Source organism: Psychrobacillus psychrodurans, assembly GCF_050209195.1.
Classification (GTDB): Bacteria; Bacillota; Bacilli; order Bacillales_A; family Planococcaceae; genus Psychrobacillus; species Psychrobacillus psychrodurans.
The window spans coordinates 3,625,265-3,640,111 of record NZ_CP189791.1; the positions used below are offsets into that span (position 1 = coordinate 3,625,265).

Below are 14,847 nucleotides of genomic sequence, written 5' to 3' on the forward strand. Positions count from 1 at the left end.
AGAATGTTATCTTGAAGCACCGCAAAAAGCCAAGCAGAGAAAATTCTGCTTGGCTTTGTTTTTTGTTTTTAGAATTTCAATTGATACCATTGTTTTGCTGCTTGCACTTCGTCTTGGGTTAGTTGATGACCATATGCATGCCAGTAAAGCTCTACCATTGCACCTGCTTCTTGCAATAAGTTCTGTAGCTCCTCTGATTCTGTTGCGGGACACATATGATCATTTTTACCTGCTCCGATAAATACAGGAGTTTTTGACATCCTTGGTAGCTCTACACCACGTCTTGGAACCATTGGGTGATGTAGAATCGCACCGTTCAGCACATTTTTATATTCGAATAAAAGATTCGCAGCAATATTAGCACCGTTTGAATAACCAATTGCCACTACATTGTCTCGATCAAATTCATAGTTTTCTGCTGCTTCATCGATAAAGCTTTTCAATTCCTCCGTTCTAACCTGTAAATCTTCTAGATCAAAGACCCCTTCTGCTAAGCGTTTGAAAAATCGTGGCATCCCATTTTCTAATACATTTCCACGTACACTCAAAATATTAGCAGATATATCTATTTCCTTTCCGAGCCCCACTAAATCATGCTCATTTCCACCTGTGCCGTGTAAAAGTAATAGTGTCGGTCTGGAAGAGTCCTCACCTTTGTAAAAAACATGATTCATGCTATAACTCCCTTTCAATTATCTTGAATTTGAGATAATTATAACGGATGCTTATTTCTAGGTCAAATGTTTAGTTTCTTCTTCATATGAAAGAATGAATTTTAGTTGCTCCGGTTCATCCACACGAACAGCAAATTCGGTTATGTCTTTTTTCATCCCCATAAACATTGTCATCTCAACTGGTCTTCCAAGGTGTATAACAGCCTGGGGTTCAACAGGCTCAAAATCTTTGTAAATAAATCGTATTGTATCTTTACTCGGAATTCTTCCTCCCCATTCTATCTCTTTAATCGTATGAAGAGGCACTACAATTCTTTTGGTAAGTCCTTGTGAAATGTATAGCCTGCCGTTTTTAATCTCCAAAGGATGTAATTTCATAATTTGAATTTCAGCCATAAAGAAGAACACCGAATAGATATTAAACATTAATAGAACAATTGATAGTACAAGTGATTTATCATGCTACCACCAATGGATTCCAATTGTTTCAATGACAATCGCATGAATCAGCATCAGATGGAGAGCTATTGCACTCGTTTTTTTATGCATTGTTACAATCCCTGCATGAGTTGGAGCCTTCTTCTTCCATGTAAAAAAAGCATAATACATCATTAGAAATTCAGACATCACAACCCGAACTAATATATTTTTTGTCACTACTTTTTCAACTGAGGGGAGTAAGCTGAATAATGCTCCTTCATTCACTTTTTTCATTTGCAATCTAATTTTGGGTATTTTCAAAATGACTAAAAAAATCAAAGCAAGTTCTGCAGTTATTAGAAGTATCTCTATAGTGACGCCAGCGTAAAGTATTCCACTAAACGGAATGAACAATTCGTCAGGTATGAGTATTTTTGCTATCAATAAACCAGCTACGATAATTCCAATAGTTTGCTTGATAGATAATTTAAAGGCGGCATACATTAATAACGGCACGATAATGGCTAAATCGATTAACGATCCTACTACAGCACCAGTATTTAGTTGTAGAGAAAAAAAGTCTTGAACAGTGGATTGATAAATAAGAAAGTTGGTAGATAAAACTAGGAAAAGTAGAGCAACCGCTACGTTTGCATACTTGGTTTTACGATAAACCATCAAATTCCTCCTTTTGTATCCTTTCTTAAATTATATATATCTTTTTATTTTAAAATCTACACTAAATTTCTAAATAGTAGCACAATTTCATGTCCAAAAAAGCCACTCCCTTATTCCAGGAGTGGCTACTGTTAAGCTATTTTCTTCGTACCCTTCCATATAATAGAACCAATCGTTGTCGCTACTAATACGACTAGCCCTAGTATGAAAGGATATATAATATTCACATCATATAATATTCCAGCAAGCAATGGACCTAATACATTTCCAATACTCATATAAGCATTGTTCATACCCATTGCAAATCCTTGTTCGTTTCCAGCTAATTTAGAAATTAAAGTTGTTAACACTGGACGCAATATTGAAGTAGAAAGGAAAATTATCATTGTAATGACAAAGAAAAATGCATAGCTCGATACTAAAATAGAAAGCAAGAAACCAAACGCTGCAACACCTAAAAAGATTCTCAACACGTTTGCTTCCCCAAAACGACGAACAACTTTATCCACCACAAATAATTGGATAATTACACTGACAATCCCAGTTCCCGTGATCATCCAGGCAATGTCCTGTGGTGATGCGGCAAACTGATCATCTACAAAAAGACCTAGAACGGATTCATAGGCAAGTAACCCAAAGCTCATCACCAGCGTAATAACAAGCGGGATGAAGTAAGGCTTTTTAAATGATTGAGCAATTTCTTTTACCATTGGTTCTGATTTACCCTCAGGAACACTTACATCCGCTGGCTTACTTTCCTTTAGAACTAAAGTGGAAAAGATAACAGCTACAACACCTACTAATGCAGAAACGAGAAGGGGCATTTTCAGTCCGAATTCCGCTAAAAACCCACCAATTCCAGGTCCTACTACTATACCTAAAGACATAGCAGCAGAAATTAAACTATTACCTTTTGCACGCTGATCCATTGAAGTAATATCCGCCACGTATGCAAAAATAGCCGGAACTAATAACGCCGCACCAACTCCTCCAATAACACGAGAAACATACAGAATACCAATAGAATCTGAGAAGTAAAATACAAACATAGATAAAGCAAGTCCACTCAGACCAGCAATAATCATAATTCTTCTCCCGTATTTATCTGCCCATTTACCTGCAATCGGAGACATCACAAGCTGTGCTCCAGCAAATATTGATATCATTAGGCCAGCTGCTATCCCACCTTGATCAATAGATTTTAAATAGGCTGGTAAAATGGGAATAATAATACCAAAACTCCCTATCGCTATAAACATATTAATCATTAATACAAATAATTTCTTTCTTTGATCGTTCGTCATCTCATACCTCTTTCTTCCACAATAGTAATACATAAGCAATAGATTAACATGATTTATCCACTTAAGTAAACAAAGCTAACTTATACCCAATGGAATTCGGCGGCTAATATCTTCGGTTTACTTATTTATTCAATTAACTCCTCAAACGTAAACTAGAATTACTAGTTAAAATTTATACTCTTCTTAAAAGGAACCTTAATATTAGATACACTTAGCCAATGAAAATGAAAGCTCCCCAACAGAGTAAAAAACCGATGTAACGAGAGTGTCATCTACGCTATTTCGGTTCTTTTGTTATTATTCATTTATCTTTTCAATCGTCTTGGCTGTTCCTTTAGAAGGATATGATTCATCAAGCTCGGTATATCCAACCTTCACTTCATCATATGACTTTAATGAATTACGCTGATCCATGGTCAAAGAAAACCAGGTGGCATCATTACCAGTTTCCAGTGCTTCTTCCACCGACATATTCTTCGCCTCATCAACCGATAAGCCACCAATTACTAAAATGGAGATATCTTGGATATCAATAATAACTCCTTCTATGTAATCTGTTGGTTGTTGTGGTTGAGTTGGATTATTCTCAAAAAACTGCATAATAAAATAAAAGCTCGCACCAATGGCAACTAATACAATAGCAATCAGTATTCCTACAGTATACTTTCCCTTCATTATAAGAACCTCCTTATCTTTTGCTATCTAGGCGGAAGCCCTCTTCTAAAAGATAAGTTTTTGCTTCGCTATAAGAACCAAAGCTTTCCTCTAAATTATACCCGTGATAGATATTCCATAATGTATCTTCTTGTAATAGCGTTAACTTAGAATTTTCTTTGTTTTTCCAAACTTCCTCTACTTCTTCGTCCTGTGGCTCTTCTTCCTCTGTTGAAAGATAAGTAATCGAGTCTTTAATAATACTTCTAAGCTCATCTGCAGAAGTTTCCCGAATATTTAATAACCCTTTATCGTCAGCTGCTTCATATTGCGGAAGATCACCTACGTAAACAAAGCCATTTCCATTCGGATGAAGGTGATAAACAACAGTTGTTTTTTCATATAAACTCTTTTCAAAATGATAATTAACTCGCTTCATCGATACTTCTTTTCGAGTTAGCTCCGTAAATTCTTGAATAATTGCTTCTTTTTCTTCAAATGTTAGCATGTGATTCCTCTTCCTATACGTTTTTTCATTTACCTAGTATAGCACACTCTTTATCCTCTTCGCGTCCACCATTCCGCTAAAATAACGAAACAAATAACAACAGCAATTGCTACTGCAAAAAACCAATCTGGTAAGCTCCCCAAAACTACGCCTCCCTACTAATGCGCATCACGAATCTTTCAAAATTCTGTGAAGTAAACCCTTCGACTTCCTCTATTGAATAGCTTTCTAATAACTCTCTTACTATATTTTGTGTTTTCGATGCATCTTCTAAACCTACGACAAACTCACTTATCCCATCAAAGTCTGATCCTAACCCTATCAAATGCTTACCACCAAGTGATACGATATGCTCGATATGCTTCAACAGATCCTGTATCTCAACTGACTTTTTTGTATCACCTATAAATGGGGGATAATATACAACATGTATAGGACTATTTTTAGCGATTAATGCTTTAATCTGTTTGTCGTTTAAATTTCTAGGAGAGTTACATAAAGCTTGTGCATTGGAATGACTTGCCATTATCCATTTCGCTTTAGGAAGAACATCCCAAAAAGATTGTTCACTCAAATGAGAAACATCAACAATTATATTTTGCTCGTTCAATAAAGACACGACTTCTTCTCCAAATGGTGTTAATCCAGTACTAGATTCTTCAGAAGAACCATCGGCTACTTTGTTTGGTCCATTCCATGTAAGTCCAACTAATTTCACACCATGAGATAGTAATAGTTTCAGCTTATGCATATCTCCATCTATCATATCCAGTCCTTCTATCGATAAGACTGCTCCTATTTGTCCTTCTTTTAGTGATCCAAGCTGCTCCCATTCATATATGGGGATAATATTGTCATCCATCCCCACAATTTCTCTGTGGAAAATTTCAATTTGACGAATCGCCTCCAAGAATAACTGTTCTTTAGGAAAACCTTCCGAAACAAATACTGCAAACACTTGAAGCGCAATTCCCCCTACCTCCAACGCTTTTTTACTTGCTTGAAGTTTTGGAGAATCGGCAAATGAAATAGTATTCTCTGCTTTCGCTAATTTGTATAGTACATCACAGTGTAAATCATAAACTTTCATCTTACCCTCCTCAAAATATTTACTCAGGCGCCTCTTCACCAAATGCAAGCCATTCGTCCTTTGATGGGCCGTACATTCCCGGAACTGATAATCCGGCTTGTCGCATTAGTATCGTCATCTGTCCACGGTGATGTATTTGATGGTAGATTAAGGTTTGTAATACAGTTGCAACTGTCCATAGTTCTCCGTACATATCTTGTTCTTCTTGAAGGCTTTCGTTCGTCCATTGTTCTTTTATAGCCTTAACAATAGAATTGCTAGATTGTCTATATGCCTCCACCATTTCTTTCGCCGTCAATGGCTGAGGAGTTTCATGCGGAGTGGCCGAAAATTCCAACCCAGTTCTTCCTATCATTTCATCTATACTAATAACAAGATGCCATGCAAGTGTTCCAAGTGTACGACTGTCTTCAGACACTCTTTGTTGTAATGACATATCTGTCAAAGCTTCTAAAACTTTCAGTGTTGAATCACTTTCATGCTGCCAAACAGTTAAAAAATCTTCTAGGTTTCTAATCATGTTCATTCCTCCAAATAGTATTATGTTAATCAATTTCACATTTACCTGTTTGAAATAAAAATACAATTTTTTATTCGCTTTTTTAAAAAGGTCGATCTTGTTGATTGAAAAGTGGAAGGCGGTGACTCCAGCGAGAACAGAACGAGCTGAAAACCCTCAGGAGCATATGTTTTCACAGTGTCGAGGAGATTGAAGCCATCCCGCGGAAAGCGTCCCGCCTGGAGCTGAAATCAACGTTGTACGGATGTCACTAATTAATAACTTTTATGAAATTAACTCATGTAATTAATTTCGTCAATTGTTATAAATAATCCTGCTACCAACAAAATACCTTTCAAATAGATATTGTAGTTTAGTTCTGATATACTAAAGGACAGACAATAAGAGGACGTGAGCGAATGATTAAAATTGAATTACCAAAACCAACTGTAACCATCACCCAGCGTGAACAAGTACTAAAAGAAGGCGAAATAGAAATTCCAGCAATTCATGGATTTATCGACTTCCATCAAATCCCTCGTGATAAAGGTGGCATATTCTTTTTCTATAATAAGAATGATGAACTTTTATTCGTTGGTAAAGCGCGTAAAATTAGACAACGTATAAAAAAACACTTTGAAGACAATGTATCTCCGATGATTAAACATCGGGATGAAGTGTACAAAATCAGTGTTTGTATTGTAGAAGAGGCAATGGATCGCGAAATTTATGAAACATATGCAATCAATACTCAAAAAGCGAAATATAATATCGACAAAGCATTTTTTAGATAAGATGAAATCCCATGTTCTCCAAAAGAGGACATGGGATTTTCTCTGTCTAGCTCTAGCTCCAGCTCCTAGCCCACCTGAGTCGCTTCAGGATTTCAGCGCTTGTCGGAGGCCCACAGGATGTGATTCAGTAAGTCGTCTCGACACGATGTCGCAAACTTAGACTGACTTCCAATACATAGGTGCATACGCTTTTCTATTTTACTTCTTCAAAAATACTCGTACTATGCTTTGGTTGTACTCGTGCTTTCGGATCTATGAATGCCTTAATATGGCTAATAGCAATTGGAACCTCTCCAAATCCTACGGCAATCAGTTTTACTTTCCCATCATGCGTACATACATCACCCGCAGCATATATTCCTTCAACACTTGTTTCCATTTTTTCATTGACTACTACAGAATTTTTCTCCATTTCCAGCCCCCATTCCTTTAGAGGGCCTAGTGAAGCAACGTTTCCGTAGTTCACTAAAACATGGTCTACTGCGATTCTTTCTTCAGCTTTATCTTTACCGAGAATCACGACTTCTTGAATTTTTTCACCATCACCAGTTACTTCTTTTATGGCATATGGTGTTTTTACTTCAACAGACGAGTTTTGAAGCTGTTGAATAGTCATTTCATGTGCAGTAAATTGCTCCCTACGATGACAAATAGTCACCTTTGAAGCAACACCCTCTAACATTAATGACCAGTCGAGTGCTGAATCTCCTCCACCTAATACAAGAACATCAGAATCTCTAAAAGCCTCTAAACTCTTTACATTGTAATGAAGGTTTTTCCCTTCGTACTCGGCAACTCCTGGAACGTTTAACTTACGCGGCTGAAATGAGCCTATCCCAGAAGTTAATAGAATCGTTTTAGAATAATGCACATTCTTATCTGTTGTTAGTGCAAAGTAATCTGGTAGTTTCTCTAGCGCTATTGCTGTTTCCTCTAAGCAAATGGTTGGATTACTATAGGCAGCTTGCTCCTCTAAATTTGCCACTAAATCCTTTGCTAATATCTTTGGAAGTCCGCCAATATCATAAATATATTTATCAGGATAGAGCTCCATCAATTGACCGCCTAGTTGTGGAAGGCTATCGATAATTTTCACCTTTAAATCACGTAACCCACCATAAAACGAAGCAAATAAACCTGTTGGACCACCACCAATAATCGTTACATCGTATAATTCACCATTCATACCATTTCACCTCAAAACTATTTATCCCGCATTAACGGGTAGGCCGATTAAAGTTCACCACGTCCTGCGGCAACCTCGGCACTAGTATGTCCTGTATGTCGTAAGACTCGCGCTTCCTAAGTAACTAAGTAAAAACGGGAGATTACTGACCGTAAAAGCCCGTGTGATTCAACTAACAATCAGCGAGGATAAAGAAAACCCAACTGATTGAAGTTTCACTCTGTACTTATATTATCTGATGTACAACACACAATGATGCATTGTCACAGAAATCTATTTCGTATCTCAGGTGGTGGAATCATACAGCTATCTTTTTTCCCAAACCATGCATAACGATTTTTCGCTATGAATTTATATACTACGTTGCGTATAGGTTTTGGAATAACCTTTAGCACATATAAACAACTCCAAAGTCCATTTAAATGTTTGCTAATTTGGAGTGCAGCATCTGAGGAGTTATACACCTTATGTTGGTCAATAACTAATATACTATCCAAAGTGTCAGGTACAGCATACTCACGTTTGAACGTTGCCCCAATATCACTTTGTTGCGCTGCAAACTGAAAATAACCTTTTGGATCTCGTTTAATTATAAACTGCACACTTGCATCACAAAAATTGCACTCTCCATCAAACAAAACAATAGCTGACATAGGGATTCCACTCCTTTCCCCTAGTGTACTATAATCATTTCTGAAATGCGCTTAATCGGCTTTCTAAATATTTTATCTTTTCTTTACATAAACTAAATATTTCAATCCCAAGACAAAAAACTGGGCAAAAAAGATGACCATTCCTTTAAGGTCAAAACCTGTTTCTATCGTTTTCAAAGGGCTTTGGACAGACATTTTACCGAGTGAATTTTTAGGGATGCTGGTTGGTTGTAATATCCGTCACAACCAACCAGCATCCTTTTTTTCGGTAATCATATGGCGTTTGTCTATCTTTCGACCTCTTACAACCCTCAGAAACAGGTAAGTGCGTTTTTGGATAACTAGAGAAAAGATACTTTCTTATTCATAGAGCAAGCTCACAAAGATGCAATTTCGTGAGCTATTTCGATTCTTTATTTAGTAACTACTTACTATCTCTCTTTATATCTACTAGTAAAAAAGGAAATCTACTTTCATCACACTTCATAACAGAATAGTACCTTTGATTAAATAGATGGTTTTATCACTATATTAATTTTGATCACTATTATCATCTTAGCGATAGCCTATGCACTATCTTTTTGCCTGCATACTACACATTATATTGATTGTAGTGCAAGGTGGCGACTCCAACAGGAACAGCACGAGCTGAAAGCCCCATACGAGGAGATTGAACCCGTGCCCGCGGAACGGCGCCACCTGTAATGGAATTCACAGTATTATTCACCGGATATTACTTACCTCAAAAAATGCCCTTAAGTCCAGTAAGAACTTTAAGGACACCTCTATCCATTTCACTGCTTGTCTTGTGGTGTATCAGATGAACCAACCTCTTCTAGTATCTCAAAGCTGTTGGAATAATCGCGAAGTCTTTCGTCTTCGTTTTCCACCGGCTGATCTGTAGTAGAATTTAAGAGCGATTCTTCTACCGGACGAATGTCTTCATTGACCTGTTGATGAGCATGTTCTACACAAGTCAGAGCTGTAGGAATTGCCTCTAAACGAGCGAGTGAAATTTCTTCTCCACACTCCGTACATTTACCGTATGTACCTTCCTTTATAGCAGTTAATGCTTTTTCAATATCTACCATTTCCTCGTCAAAATGTCTATTTAATGCCAGTCGAGTATGTTGATCAGTTAAATCAGTCGCATTATCTGCAGGGTGATTATCATAATTAGATAACTCAGTCGTTTCAAACTCTTCTTCATTTTGCTTCTGGTGTTCTAACTCTTCAAAGCGTTTTTCTAATGTATTTTTTAATTTATCATATTTTGTCATTTAAATTCCTCCTTGGGTTACTTAAGGATTACCCAAAAATCAGCGAAATAAAACAACTTGCACATCTACCTTTAATACAAGTAAATACGAATACAGTTGCATACGATGATGAACTAAGTGATTTATGATTTGCAGAAACCACTCTCCTGTACGATATTCACTCCCCCAATAGGTTGTAAATTCCTTTGAGAGTGCCTCTACCGTATGTTGTTCTATGTACTTCATAACCTCCTGGATACCTGCCAAAAATTGTTCTTTAGCATCTTGTAAATTGGCTGGGTTACTTTCTTCATAATACAGCCGCATTTCATCTACGTTATATCCTTTGCAAATAAGTAAATCTGCCTGTGGGATTTGCGCAAGATGCACACAAACCTCCCAAACAGTCATTTTATTTTCAATAGGACGTTTAGAAAGTAACTTTTCGTCTATATAATCAAATAACTGGGTTATTGTATCTGAGACATAATTTAATTGGCTTATCATAGAGGGAATCATTTTATCTCACCTTCAATTCAGAGTGTTTTAGTATGGTATTTTTTTGTTTTTCCAGTATGATTAATAATGAGGGAGTGTTTGTTAATGGGTATACATAAATTTTTTATGAGTATGAATGATTTAGAAAGAATTATCCGATGTCCTGGACGCTTTAAATTTGAAGAACATAATGTGGCTGCACATTCATGGAAAGTTTCTCAATACGCTATGTTTTTTGCGACTCTTGAAGAGAATAATGGAGCAACGATTAATTGGAAATCACTTTACGAAAAAACGATTAACCATGACTTTGCAGAAATTTTTATCGGCGACATTAAAACACCAGTTAAGCACGCATCTCCTGAGCTAAAACAAATGCTAACACATGTGGAAGAAAAAATGATGGAAAAGTTTATATTGGATGAGATTCCCAAAGAATTTCAGCCCGTATTTTTTGACCGTATGAAAGAAGGAAAAGATGATACAATTGAAGGCCGTTTACTTGAGTTAGCCGACAAGCTAGACCAAGTGTATGAAGCTTTTGCTGAATTACAACGTGGAAATACGGATGTTGAATTTGTAAACATGTATGAAACCGCTTTAAGGAAAATTCTTCATATCCCTTTAGAAACTAGTATAAACTATTTTAAAGAAGTTATTATGCAGGAAATTATGAAGGAGCAATCGGTCATTGATGTGAAATCTATTACCGTACAATTACTAGTAGAATAATTATTTTCCATTTTTATGCGATATATTGTATAATTTATTGTATAATATTTTGGAATTATTAAGATAATTCAAAGGGGGGAAATCGTTTCATGCCTATTCCAGTTAATCACACTAAGCCTGTCCGTACAACAGCTAAGTTACACGCTTTTAACCAGTTACAACAATGGATTATTGATGGCACTTTACAGCCAGATGAAAAATTAAACGATATTGAACTTGCACAAGCATTAGGGGTGAGCAGAACGCCTATTCGAGAATCCTTACAACTTTTGGAATCTCAAGGTTTTGTAACGATGCAACCAGGGAGAGCAACTCAAGTCACACCTGTAGAAAAAGAAGATATTAATAATCTTCTACCACCATTATCAGTATTACAGGCACTTGCAGCAGAACTTGCAAGTCCTAATATGAATGAAGAAGTTCTAAGTCTATTAGAAGAAAAGAATAGAGAATTCGCTGAGGCTTTACAAGAAAAACAATTTACTACTGCTCTAAGAGTAGATGAAGAATTTCATCAGCTCATTGTAGACACCGCCAATAACCCATACATACATTCCATGGTAGAAATGCTTCAAGCTCATGTACGTAGATTGTTTTATTATGAAAAAATTATCTTACGAGAATATTCTGTTGAACAACATGGGAATCTAATTCGTGCATTCCGCGAAAACAACACCAAGGAACTAGCAGAAGTAATGCGTGCAAATTGGATCTATACAATCGAAGAATTTTAAAAGAACAGTAGTTTGAGAAGATAGGGTGAGAAGTGACCAACTCACCATTTCATCGAAAACAAAAATGGTGGTCTGGAAAGGAGTGACGTTCACAACCTTCCTAACCACCTTTTTAAGGCATATTTTAAGGGATTAATAGATTTATCGTGAAGTTACATCAAACCTTTACACTTTAGTTGAATATGAATTATTGCCAATGATAAATTCACAATTAAATTGTCCGGCTATTAGGGTGTGTCCATTTTGAAATTCATTGAATTTGGATTAGGCAACACATGGTTAATTAGAACTGAAACAGAATCTGAAGATGGCACGGAATATGAAGAGAAAGGAATAAAAGGACCAATAAACTTTTATTCAATGTATTTCAGAGTTTGGATTGGTAAGACAGTTGTAATAGCAGATTTAAAAGAAGGTTTTAAAAGACAAAAGAAAAGCCGTACCGATTTTAAATTTATTTTTGGAATAGTTAGTAATTAAACTATATCTCCAATAAAGGGTGTTAATTATAGATTATGAAGTTGCTTTTCAGATCGTACTAACCGGTATAGTTTGAGGAGATTTAACAGCATGAGCTAGAATGTAAATGACACCAACACCGTACTTGTTGGTAATACTAGGAAACATGTGATAAAGTACATTAATTTGCGTAGTGGCAATGAGTCGCCCGACAATCTCAAATTATAGAGGAGAAGATGTTTCATGGAGTTTAAGGGATCTAGTGTTTACGATCAAACTGACTTTTTTAAAAATTATATGACTAGAAGAAACAGAAATGATAGTCCAAATAACGCCATTGAAGGACCTATCATCTATGAATTAATCGGGAGCTTTCAAGGTAGTAGCGTCTTAGATTTAGGGTGTGGTGATGCATCGTTTGGAAAAGAACCCTTGCATTTAGGAGCAAAAAGCTACACAGGAGTAGAGGGTTCGAAGCAAATGGTTGAAGCTGCACACTTAAACTTGCTTGAACAAAATGGGACAATACACCTTGAAACAATGGAATCTTATGATTATCCATTAGAGGCATTCGATATTGTTACATCTCGATTTGCCATCCATTATGTTTCAGATATTTATAATCTCTTTGAAAATATTCATAAAACACTTAAAGAAAACGGAAAGCTTACTTTTAGTATCCAACATCCACTGACAACCTCGTCATTTGCTAGTAAGAAAACTGGAGATAAACGTGGTAATTGGATTGTCGATGACTATTTCCATGAGGGAGAAAGAAAAGAGCCCTGGATAGACCAAATAGTGGTGAAGTATCATCGAACAATCGAACATTATTTTACAGCACTAAAACAAGCTGGATTTACAGTTCTAGAGTTACGTGAAGGCACACCAAAGCGGGAACATTTTAGTAGTGAAGATGAATTTGTTAGAAGACAACGAATTCCAATTGTACTAGCTTTTTCTTGTGTTAAGTTAACAAAATCCTATTTCTAAATGTATAACTAACATGGACTTTACTTGATAAAGAAACTTTTAAAAAAATTGGTAGTTACCGATGAAAATAGAAACCTGAATTGTGTAGTTGGTAAACGGAGAGGATTCTGCGACAAGCAGAGAAACTCCATAATATAGTAAAAAAATAGAGGTTGATTGTGGTATGCCACGATCAACCTCTATAAAATATCAAACAATTATAATATAGCATCATGCCTGTTCAAAGCAATCCTCAAGTGTTAAAAACTGTTTTACTTAAAAGTTGCACTTGCGATTTCCTATCCTTAAGCTGATTTGATTTTCTTTTTTTCAACTCTCGAAATAATTCCTGTTACAAGAGTTACTATAACAAATGGTATTAACCATCCCAAACCTACACTATAAAAAGGTAGTACATTCTCGTAAAAACTTACGATAGGTTGTAGCCACCCATAATATTCGATATTTAATGACCCACAAAGAGCTTTAAAGCCATCTACTAAGCTTATTAAGAAGGTTACAAACATCACACTAACATATACTAATCTTGCATGATTGAATAATGGTGATAAAAAGGTTAAGAATATCAATACTATCGCTAAAGGATATAGCAACATTAATACTGGAATGGAATACGTAATAATATTAGATAATCCAAAGTTCGCAATAATACAAGTGAAAACACTAAAGAAAATAACAAAAGCTTTATAACTAATCTTTGGCATTAATGTGTGGAAATATTCACCACAAGCAGTAGTTAAGCCAATGCTCGTTGTCAAACAAGCTAAGAAAATGATAACTGATAAAAGTATAGCCCCAAATGACCCGAAGTAATGCTCTGAAGCAGCACTTAATACTGGTCCACCATTTTCAAATAATCCATATATGTTCACACTAGTAGCGCCTAAGTAGGCTATCCCAGCATAAATTAAACCTAAGAACAAAATTGCTATCCCGCCAGATTTAGCTGTGGCAACTAAAATCCCCTTAGTAGAAGTTACACCCATAGATCGGATTGCTTGAATCACGATAATCCCAAATACCAAGGAAGCCAATGCATCCATCGTATTATACCCTTCCGTAAATCCAGTCATAAAGGCGTTTCCTACATAGCTTCCTTGTGGCTCTTGAAAGTCTCCCATCGGACTAATAATAACAAACAGTAATAAGAATAATAATCCTATTATAATTCCAGGAGAAAGATATTTTCCGACATTGTCTACAATTTTAGATGGATTCAAAGAAAGCAATAACGTGATTCCAAAGAAAATAATCGTAAATATTAACAAACCAAATTGAGCATTACTTTGATTAATAAATGGCAGAATTCCAATTTCAAATGAAACTGCCCCAGTTCTTGGTAAAGCAAAAAATGGTCCTATTGTTAAGTAAAGGAGCGAAGTGAAGATAACTGCAAAAATAGGGTGTACTCTGCTAGAAAGCTCCTGTAAATTTTTACTTCCCGAGAATCCCATCGCTAAAGTACCTAAAAACGGCAAGCCAATTCCTGTCAGTAAAAACCCAATGGTGGCTATCCAAACTTGTGTCCCTGCATTTTGCCCTAAACTTGCTGGAAATATTAAATTCCCCGCACCAAAAAATAATGCAAATAGCATAACTCCAATCACTAAGTGATTAGAAAATGATAATTTATTTTTCATCTTGTAGTTCCTCCTGTGATATTAGAAATAATCATTTCTTATGTTTTCTCGATGCTTGTTATGAATGCTATA

Annotated in this window: 18 protein-coding genes; 5 read left to right on the forward strand and 13 right to left on the reverse strand. The window is 36.0% G+C overall.

Annotated elements, in window-relative coordinates; genetic code table 11:
* Positions 1-68 precede the first annotated feature (68 nt).
* From ACQCPR_RS17910 to ACQCPR_RS17945, 8 genes are all read right to left on the reverse strand, one after another.
* Entirely contained in the window at positions 69-674 is a 606-nt protein-coding gene (locus ACQCPR_RS17910) for an alpha/beta hydrolase (protein ID WP_090566193.1), read from the reverse strand.
* Positions 675-731: 57 nt separating this feature from the next.
* Positions 732-1,070, reverse strand: a complete 339-nt coding sequence (locus tag ACQCPR_RS17915; protein WP_427137706.1) for a hypothetical protein — start codon at positions 1,068-1,070, stop codon at positions 732-734.
* Positions 1,071-1,136: 66 nt separating this feature from the next.
* Positions 1,137-1,772, reverse strand: a complete 636-nt coding sequence (locus ACQCPR_RS17920; protein WP_427137707.1) for a hypothetical protein — start codon at positions 1,770-1,772, stop codon at positions 1,137-1,139.
* 131 nt (positions 1,773-1,903) lie between these two features.
* The gene (locus ACQCPR_RS17925) at positions 1,904-3,076 is read right to left on the reverse strand and encodes an MFS transporter (protein ID WP_090566186.1); all 1,173 of its coding nucleotides are present in this window, start codon (positions 3,074-3,076) and stop codon (positions 1,904-1,906) included.
* Positions 3,077-3,373: 297 nt separating this feature from the next.
* Complete coding sequence (locus tag ACQCPR_RS17930) at positions 3,374-3,751, reverse strand: DUF3221 domain-containing protein (protein ID WP_427137708.1); 378 nt, start codon at positions 3,749-3,751, stop codon at positions 3,374-3,376.
* 13 nt (positions 3,752-3,764) lie between these two features.
* Entirely contained in the window at positions 3,765-4,238 is a 474-nt protein-coding gene (locus tag ACQCPR_RS17935; protein ID WP_090566180.1) for a hypothetical protein, read from the reverse strand.
* A 145-nt stretch (positions 4,239-4,383) separates the two neighbouring features.
* Complete coding sequence (locus ACQCPR_RS17940; RefSeq protein WP_427137709.1) at positions 4,384-5,328, reverse strand: dipeptidase; 945 nt, start codon at positions 5,326-5,328, stop codon at positions 4,384-4,386.
* 19 nt (positions 5,329-5,347) lie between these two features.
* Positions 5,348-5,848 (reverse strand): DinB family protein, encoded by a 501-nt coding sequence (locus tag ACQCPR_RS17945; RefSeq protein WP_090566174.1) that lies wholly within the window; start codon positions 5,846-5,848, stop codon positions 5,348-5,350.
* 398 nt (positions 5,849-6,246) lie between these two features.
* Here ACQCPR_RS17945 and ACQCPR_RS17950 point away from each other — a divergent pair, with 398 nt between their 5' ends.
* Positions 6,247-6,621, forward strand: a complete 375-nt coding sequence (locus ACQCPR_RS17950) for a nucleotide excision repair endonuclease (RefSeq protein ID WP_090566171.1) — start codon at positions 6,247-6,249, stop codon at positions 6,619-6,621.
* Between the two features lie 193 nt (positions 6,622-6,814).
* Here ACQCPR_RS17950 and ACQCPR_RS17955 read toward each other — a convergent pair whose 3' ends face one another.
* The 4 genes from ACQCPR_RS17955 to ACQCPR_RS17970 form a co-directional block, all read right to left on the reverse strand.
* Positions 6,815-7,807 (reverse strand): NAD(P)/FAD-dependent oxidoreductase, encoded by a 993-nt coding sequence (locus ACQCPR_RS17955; RefSeq protein WP_427137710.1) that lies wholly within the window; start codon positions 7,805-7,807, stop codon positions 6,815-6,817.
* A 263-nt stretch (positions 7,808-8,070) separates the two neighbouring features.
* Positions 8,071-8,460 (reverse strand): thiol-disulfide oxidoreductase DCC family protein, encoded by a 390-nt coding sequence (locus tag ACQCPR_RS17960; protein WP_427137711.1) that lies wholly within the window; start codon positions 8,458-8,460, stop codon positions 8,071-8,073.
* A gap of 794 nt (positions 8,461-9,254) precedes the next feature.
* The gene (locus ACQCPR_RS17965) at positions 9,255-9,740 is read right to left on the reverse strand and encodes a TraR/DksA C4-type zinc finger protein (RefSeq protein WP_090566162.1); all 486 of its coding nucleotides are present in this window, start codon (positions 9,738-9,740) and stop codon (positions 9,255-9,257) included.
* Between the two features lie 39 nt (positions 9,741-9,779).
* Positions 9,780-10,238 carry a DinB family protein gene (locus ACQCPR_RS17970; protein WP_090566159.1) on the reverse strand — a complete coding sequence of 153 codons (459 nt, stop codon included), beginning with the start codon at positions 10,236-10,238 and terminating at the stop codon, positions 9,780-9,782.
* 84 nt (positions 10,239-10,322) lie between these two features.
* Here ACQCPR_RS17970 and ACQCPR_RS17975 point away from each other — a divergent pair, with 84 nt between their 5' ends.
* The 4 genes from ACQCPR_RS17975 to ACQCPR_RS17990 all read left to right on the forward strand — a co-directional run bounded on the left by ACQCPR_RS17975 (position 10,323) and on the right by ACQCPR_RS17990 (position 13,135).
* Entirely contained in the window at positions 10,323-10,949 is a 627-nt protein-coding gene (locus ACQCPR_RS17975; protein ID WP_090566156.1) for a YfbR-like 5'-deoxynucleotidase, read from the forward strand.
* 89 nt (positions 10,950-11,038) lie between these two features.
* Positions 11,039-11,683: a GntR family transcriptional regulator gene (locus ACQCPR_RS17980; RefSeq protein ID WP_090566153.1), complete on the forward strand. Its 645-nt coding sequence runs from the start codon at positions 11,039-11,041 to the stop codon at positions 11,681-11,683.
* A gap of 243 nt (positions 11,684-11,926) precedes the next feature.
* Complete coding sequence (locus ACQCPR_RS17985; RefSeq protein ID WP_090566151.1) at positions 11,927-12,163, forward strand: DUF3977 family protein; 237 nt, start codon at positions 11,927-11,929, stop codon at positions 12,161-12,163.
* Between the two features lie 222 nt (positions 12,164-12,385).
* Positions 12,386-13,135: a class I SAM-dependent methyltransferase gene (locus ACQCPR_RS17990; protein ID WP_427137712.1), complete on the forward strand. Its 750-nt coding sequence runs from the start codon at positions 12,386-12,388 to the stop codon at positions 13,133-13,135.
* 284 nt (positions 13,136-13,419) lie between these two features.
* Here ACQCPR_RS17990 and brnQ read toward each other — a convergent pair whose 3' ends face one another.
* A complete protein-coding gene (gene brnQ / locus ACQCPR_RS17995; RefSeq protein ID WP_427137713.1) occupies positions 13,420-14,775 on the reverse strand; it encodes a branched-chain amino acid transport system II carrier protein in 1,356 nt (451 codons plus the stop codon).
* Positions 14,776-14,847 lie beyond the last annotated feature (72 nt).

What these genes read in the sequence shown, in the direction of transcription:
- ACQCPR_RS17910 (WP_090566193.1), bottom strand. Translation starts at nt 674, where the DNA reads ATGAATCATGTTTTTTACAAAGGTGAGGACTCTTCCAGACCGACACTA.
- ACQCPR_RS17915 (WP_427137706.1), bottom strand. Translation starts at nt 1,070, where the DNA reads ATGGCTGAAATTCAAATTATGAAATTACATCCTTTGGAGATTAAAAAC.
- ACQCPR_RS17920 (WP_427137707.1), bottom strand. Translation starts at nt 1,772, where the DNA reads ATGGTTTATCGTAAAACCAAGTATGCAAACGTAGCGGTTGCTCTACTT.
- ACQCPR_RS17925 (WP_090566186.1), bottom strand. Translation starts at nt 3,076, where the DNA reads ATGACGAACGATCAAAGAAAGAAATTATTTGTATTAATGATTAATATG.
- ACQCPR_RS17930 (WP_427137708.1), bottom strand. Translation starts at nt 3,751, where the DNA reads ATGAAGGGAAAGTATACTGTAGGAATACTGATTGCTATTGTATTAGTT.
- ACQCPR_RS17935 (WP_090566180.1), bottom strand. Translation starts at nt 4,238, where the DNA reads ATGCTAACATTTGAAGAAAAAGAAGCAATTATTCAAGAATTTACGGAG.
- ACQCPR_RS17940 (WP_427137709.1), bottom strand. Translation starts at nt 5,328, where the DNA reads ATGAAAGTTTATGATTTACACTGTGATGTACTATACAAATTAGCGAAA.
- ACQCPR_RS17945 (WP_090566174.1), bottom strand. Translation starts at nt 5,848, where the DNA reads ATGATTAGAAACCTAGAAGATTTTTTAACTGTTTGGCAGCATGAAAGT.
- ACQCPR_RS17950 (WP_090566171.1), top strand. Translation starts at nt 6,247, where the DNA reads ATGATTAAAATTGAATTACCAAAACCAACTGTAACCATCACCCAGCGT.
- ACQCPR_RS17955 (WP_427137710.1), bottom strand. Translation starts at nt 7,807, where the DNA reads ATGAATGGTGAATTATACGATGTAACGATTATTGGTGGTGGTCCAACA.
- ACQCPR_RS17960 (WP_427137711.1), bottom strand. Translation starts at nt 8,460, where the DNA reads ATGTCAGCTATTGTTTTGTTTGATGGAGAGTGCAATTTTTGTGATGCA.
- ACQCPR_RS17965 (WP_090566162.1), bottom strand. Translation starts at nt 9,740, where the DNA reads ATGACAAAATATGATAAATTAAAAAATACATTAGAAAAACGCTTTGAA.
- ACQCPR_RS17970 (WP_090566159.1), bottom strand. Translation starts at nt 10,238, where the DNA reads ATGATTCCCTCTATGATAAGCCAATTAAATTATGTCTCAGATACAATA.
- ACQCPR_RS17975 (WP_090566156.1), top strand. Translation starts at nt 10,323, where the DNA reads ATGGGTATACATAAATTTTTTATGAGTATGAATGATTTAGAAAGAATT.
- ACQCPR_RS17980 (WP_090566153.1), top strand. Translation starts at nt 11,039, where the DNA reads ATGCCTATTCCAGTTAATCACACTAAGCCTGTCCGTACAACAGCTAAG.
- ACQCPR_RS17990 (WP_427137712.1), top strand. Translation starts at nt 12,386, where the DNA reads ATGGAGTTTAAGGGATCTAGTGTTTACGATCAAACTGACTTTTTTAAA.
- brnQ (WP_427137713.1), bottom strand. Translation starts at nt 14,775, where the DNA reads ATGAAAAATAAATTATCATTTTCTAATCACTTAGTGATTGGAGTTATG.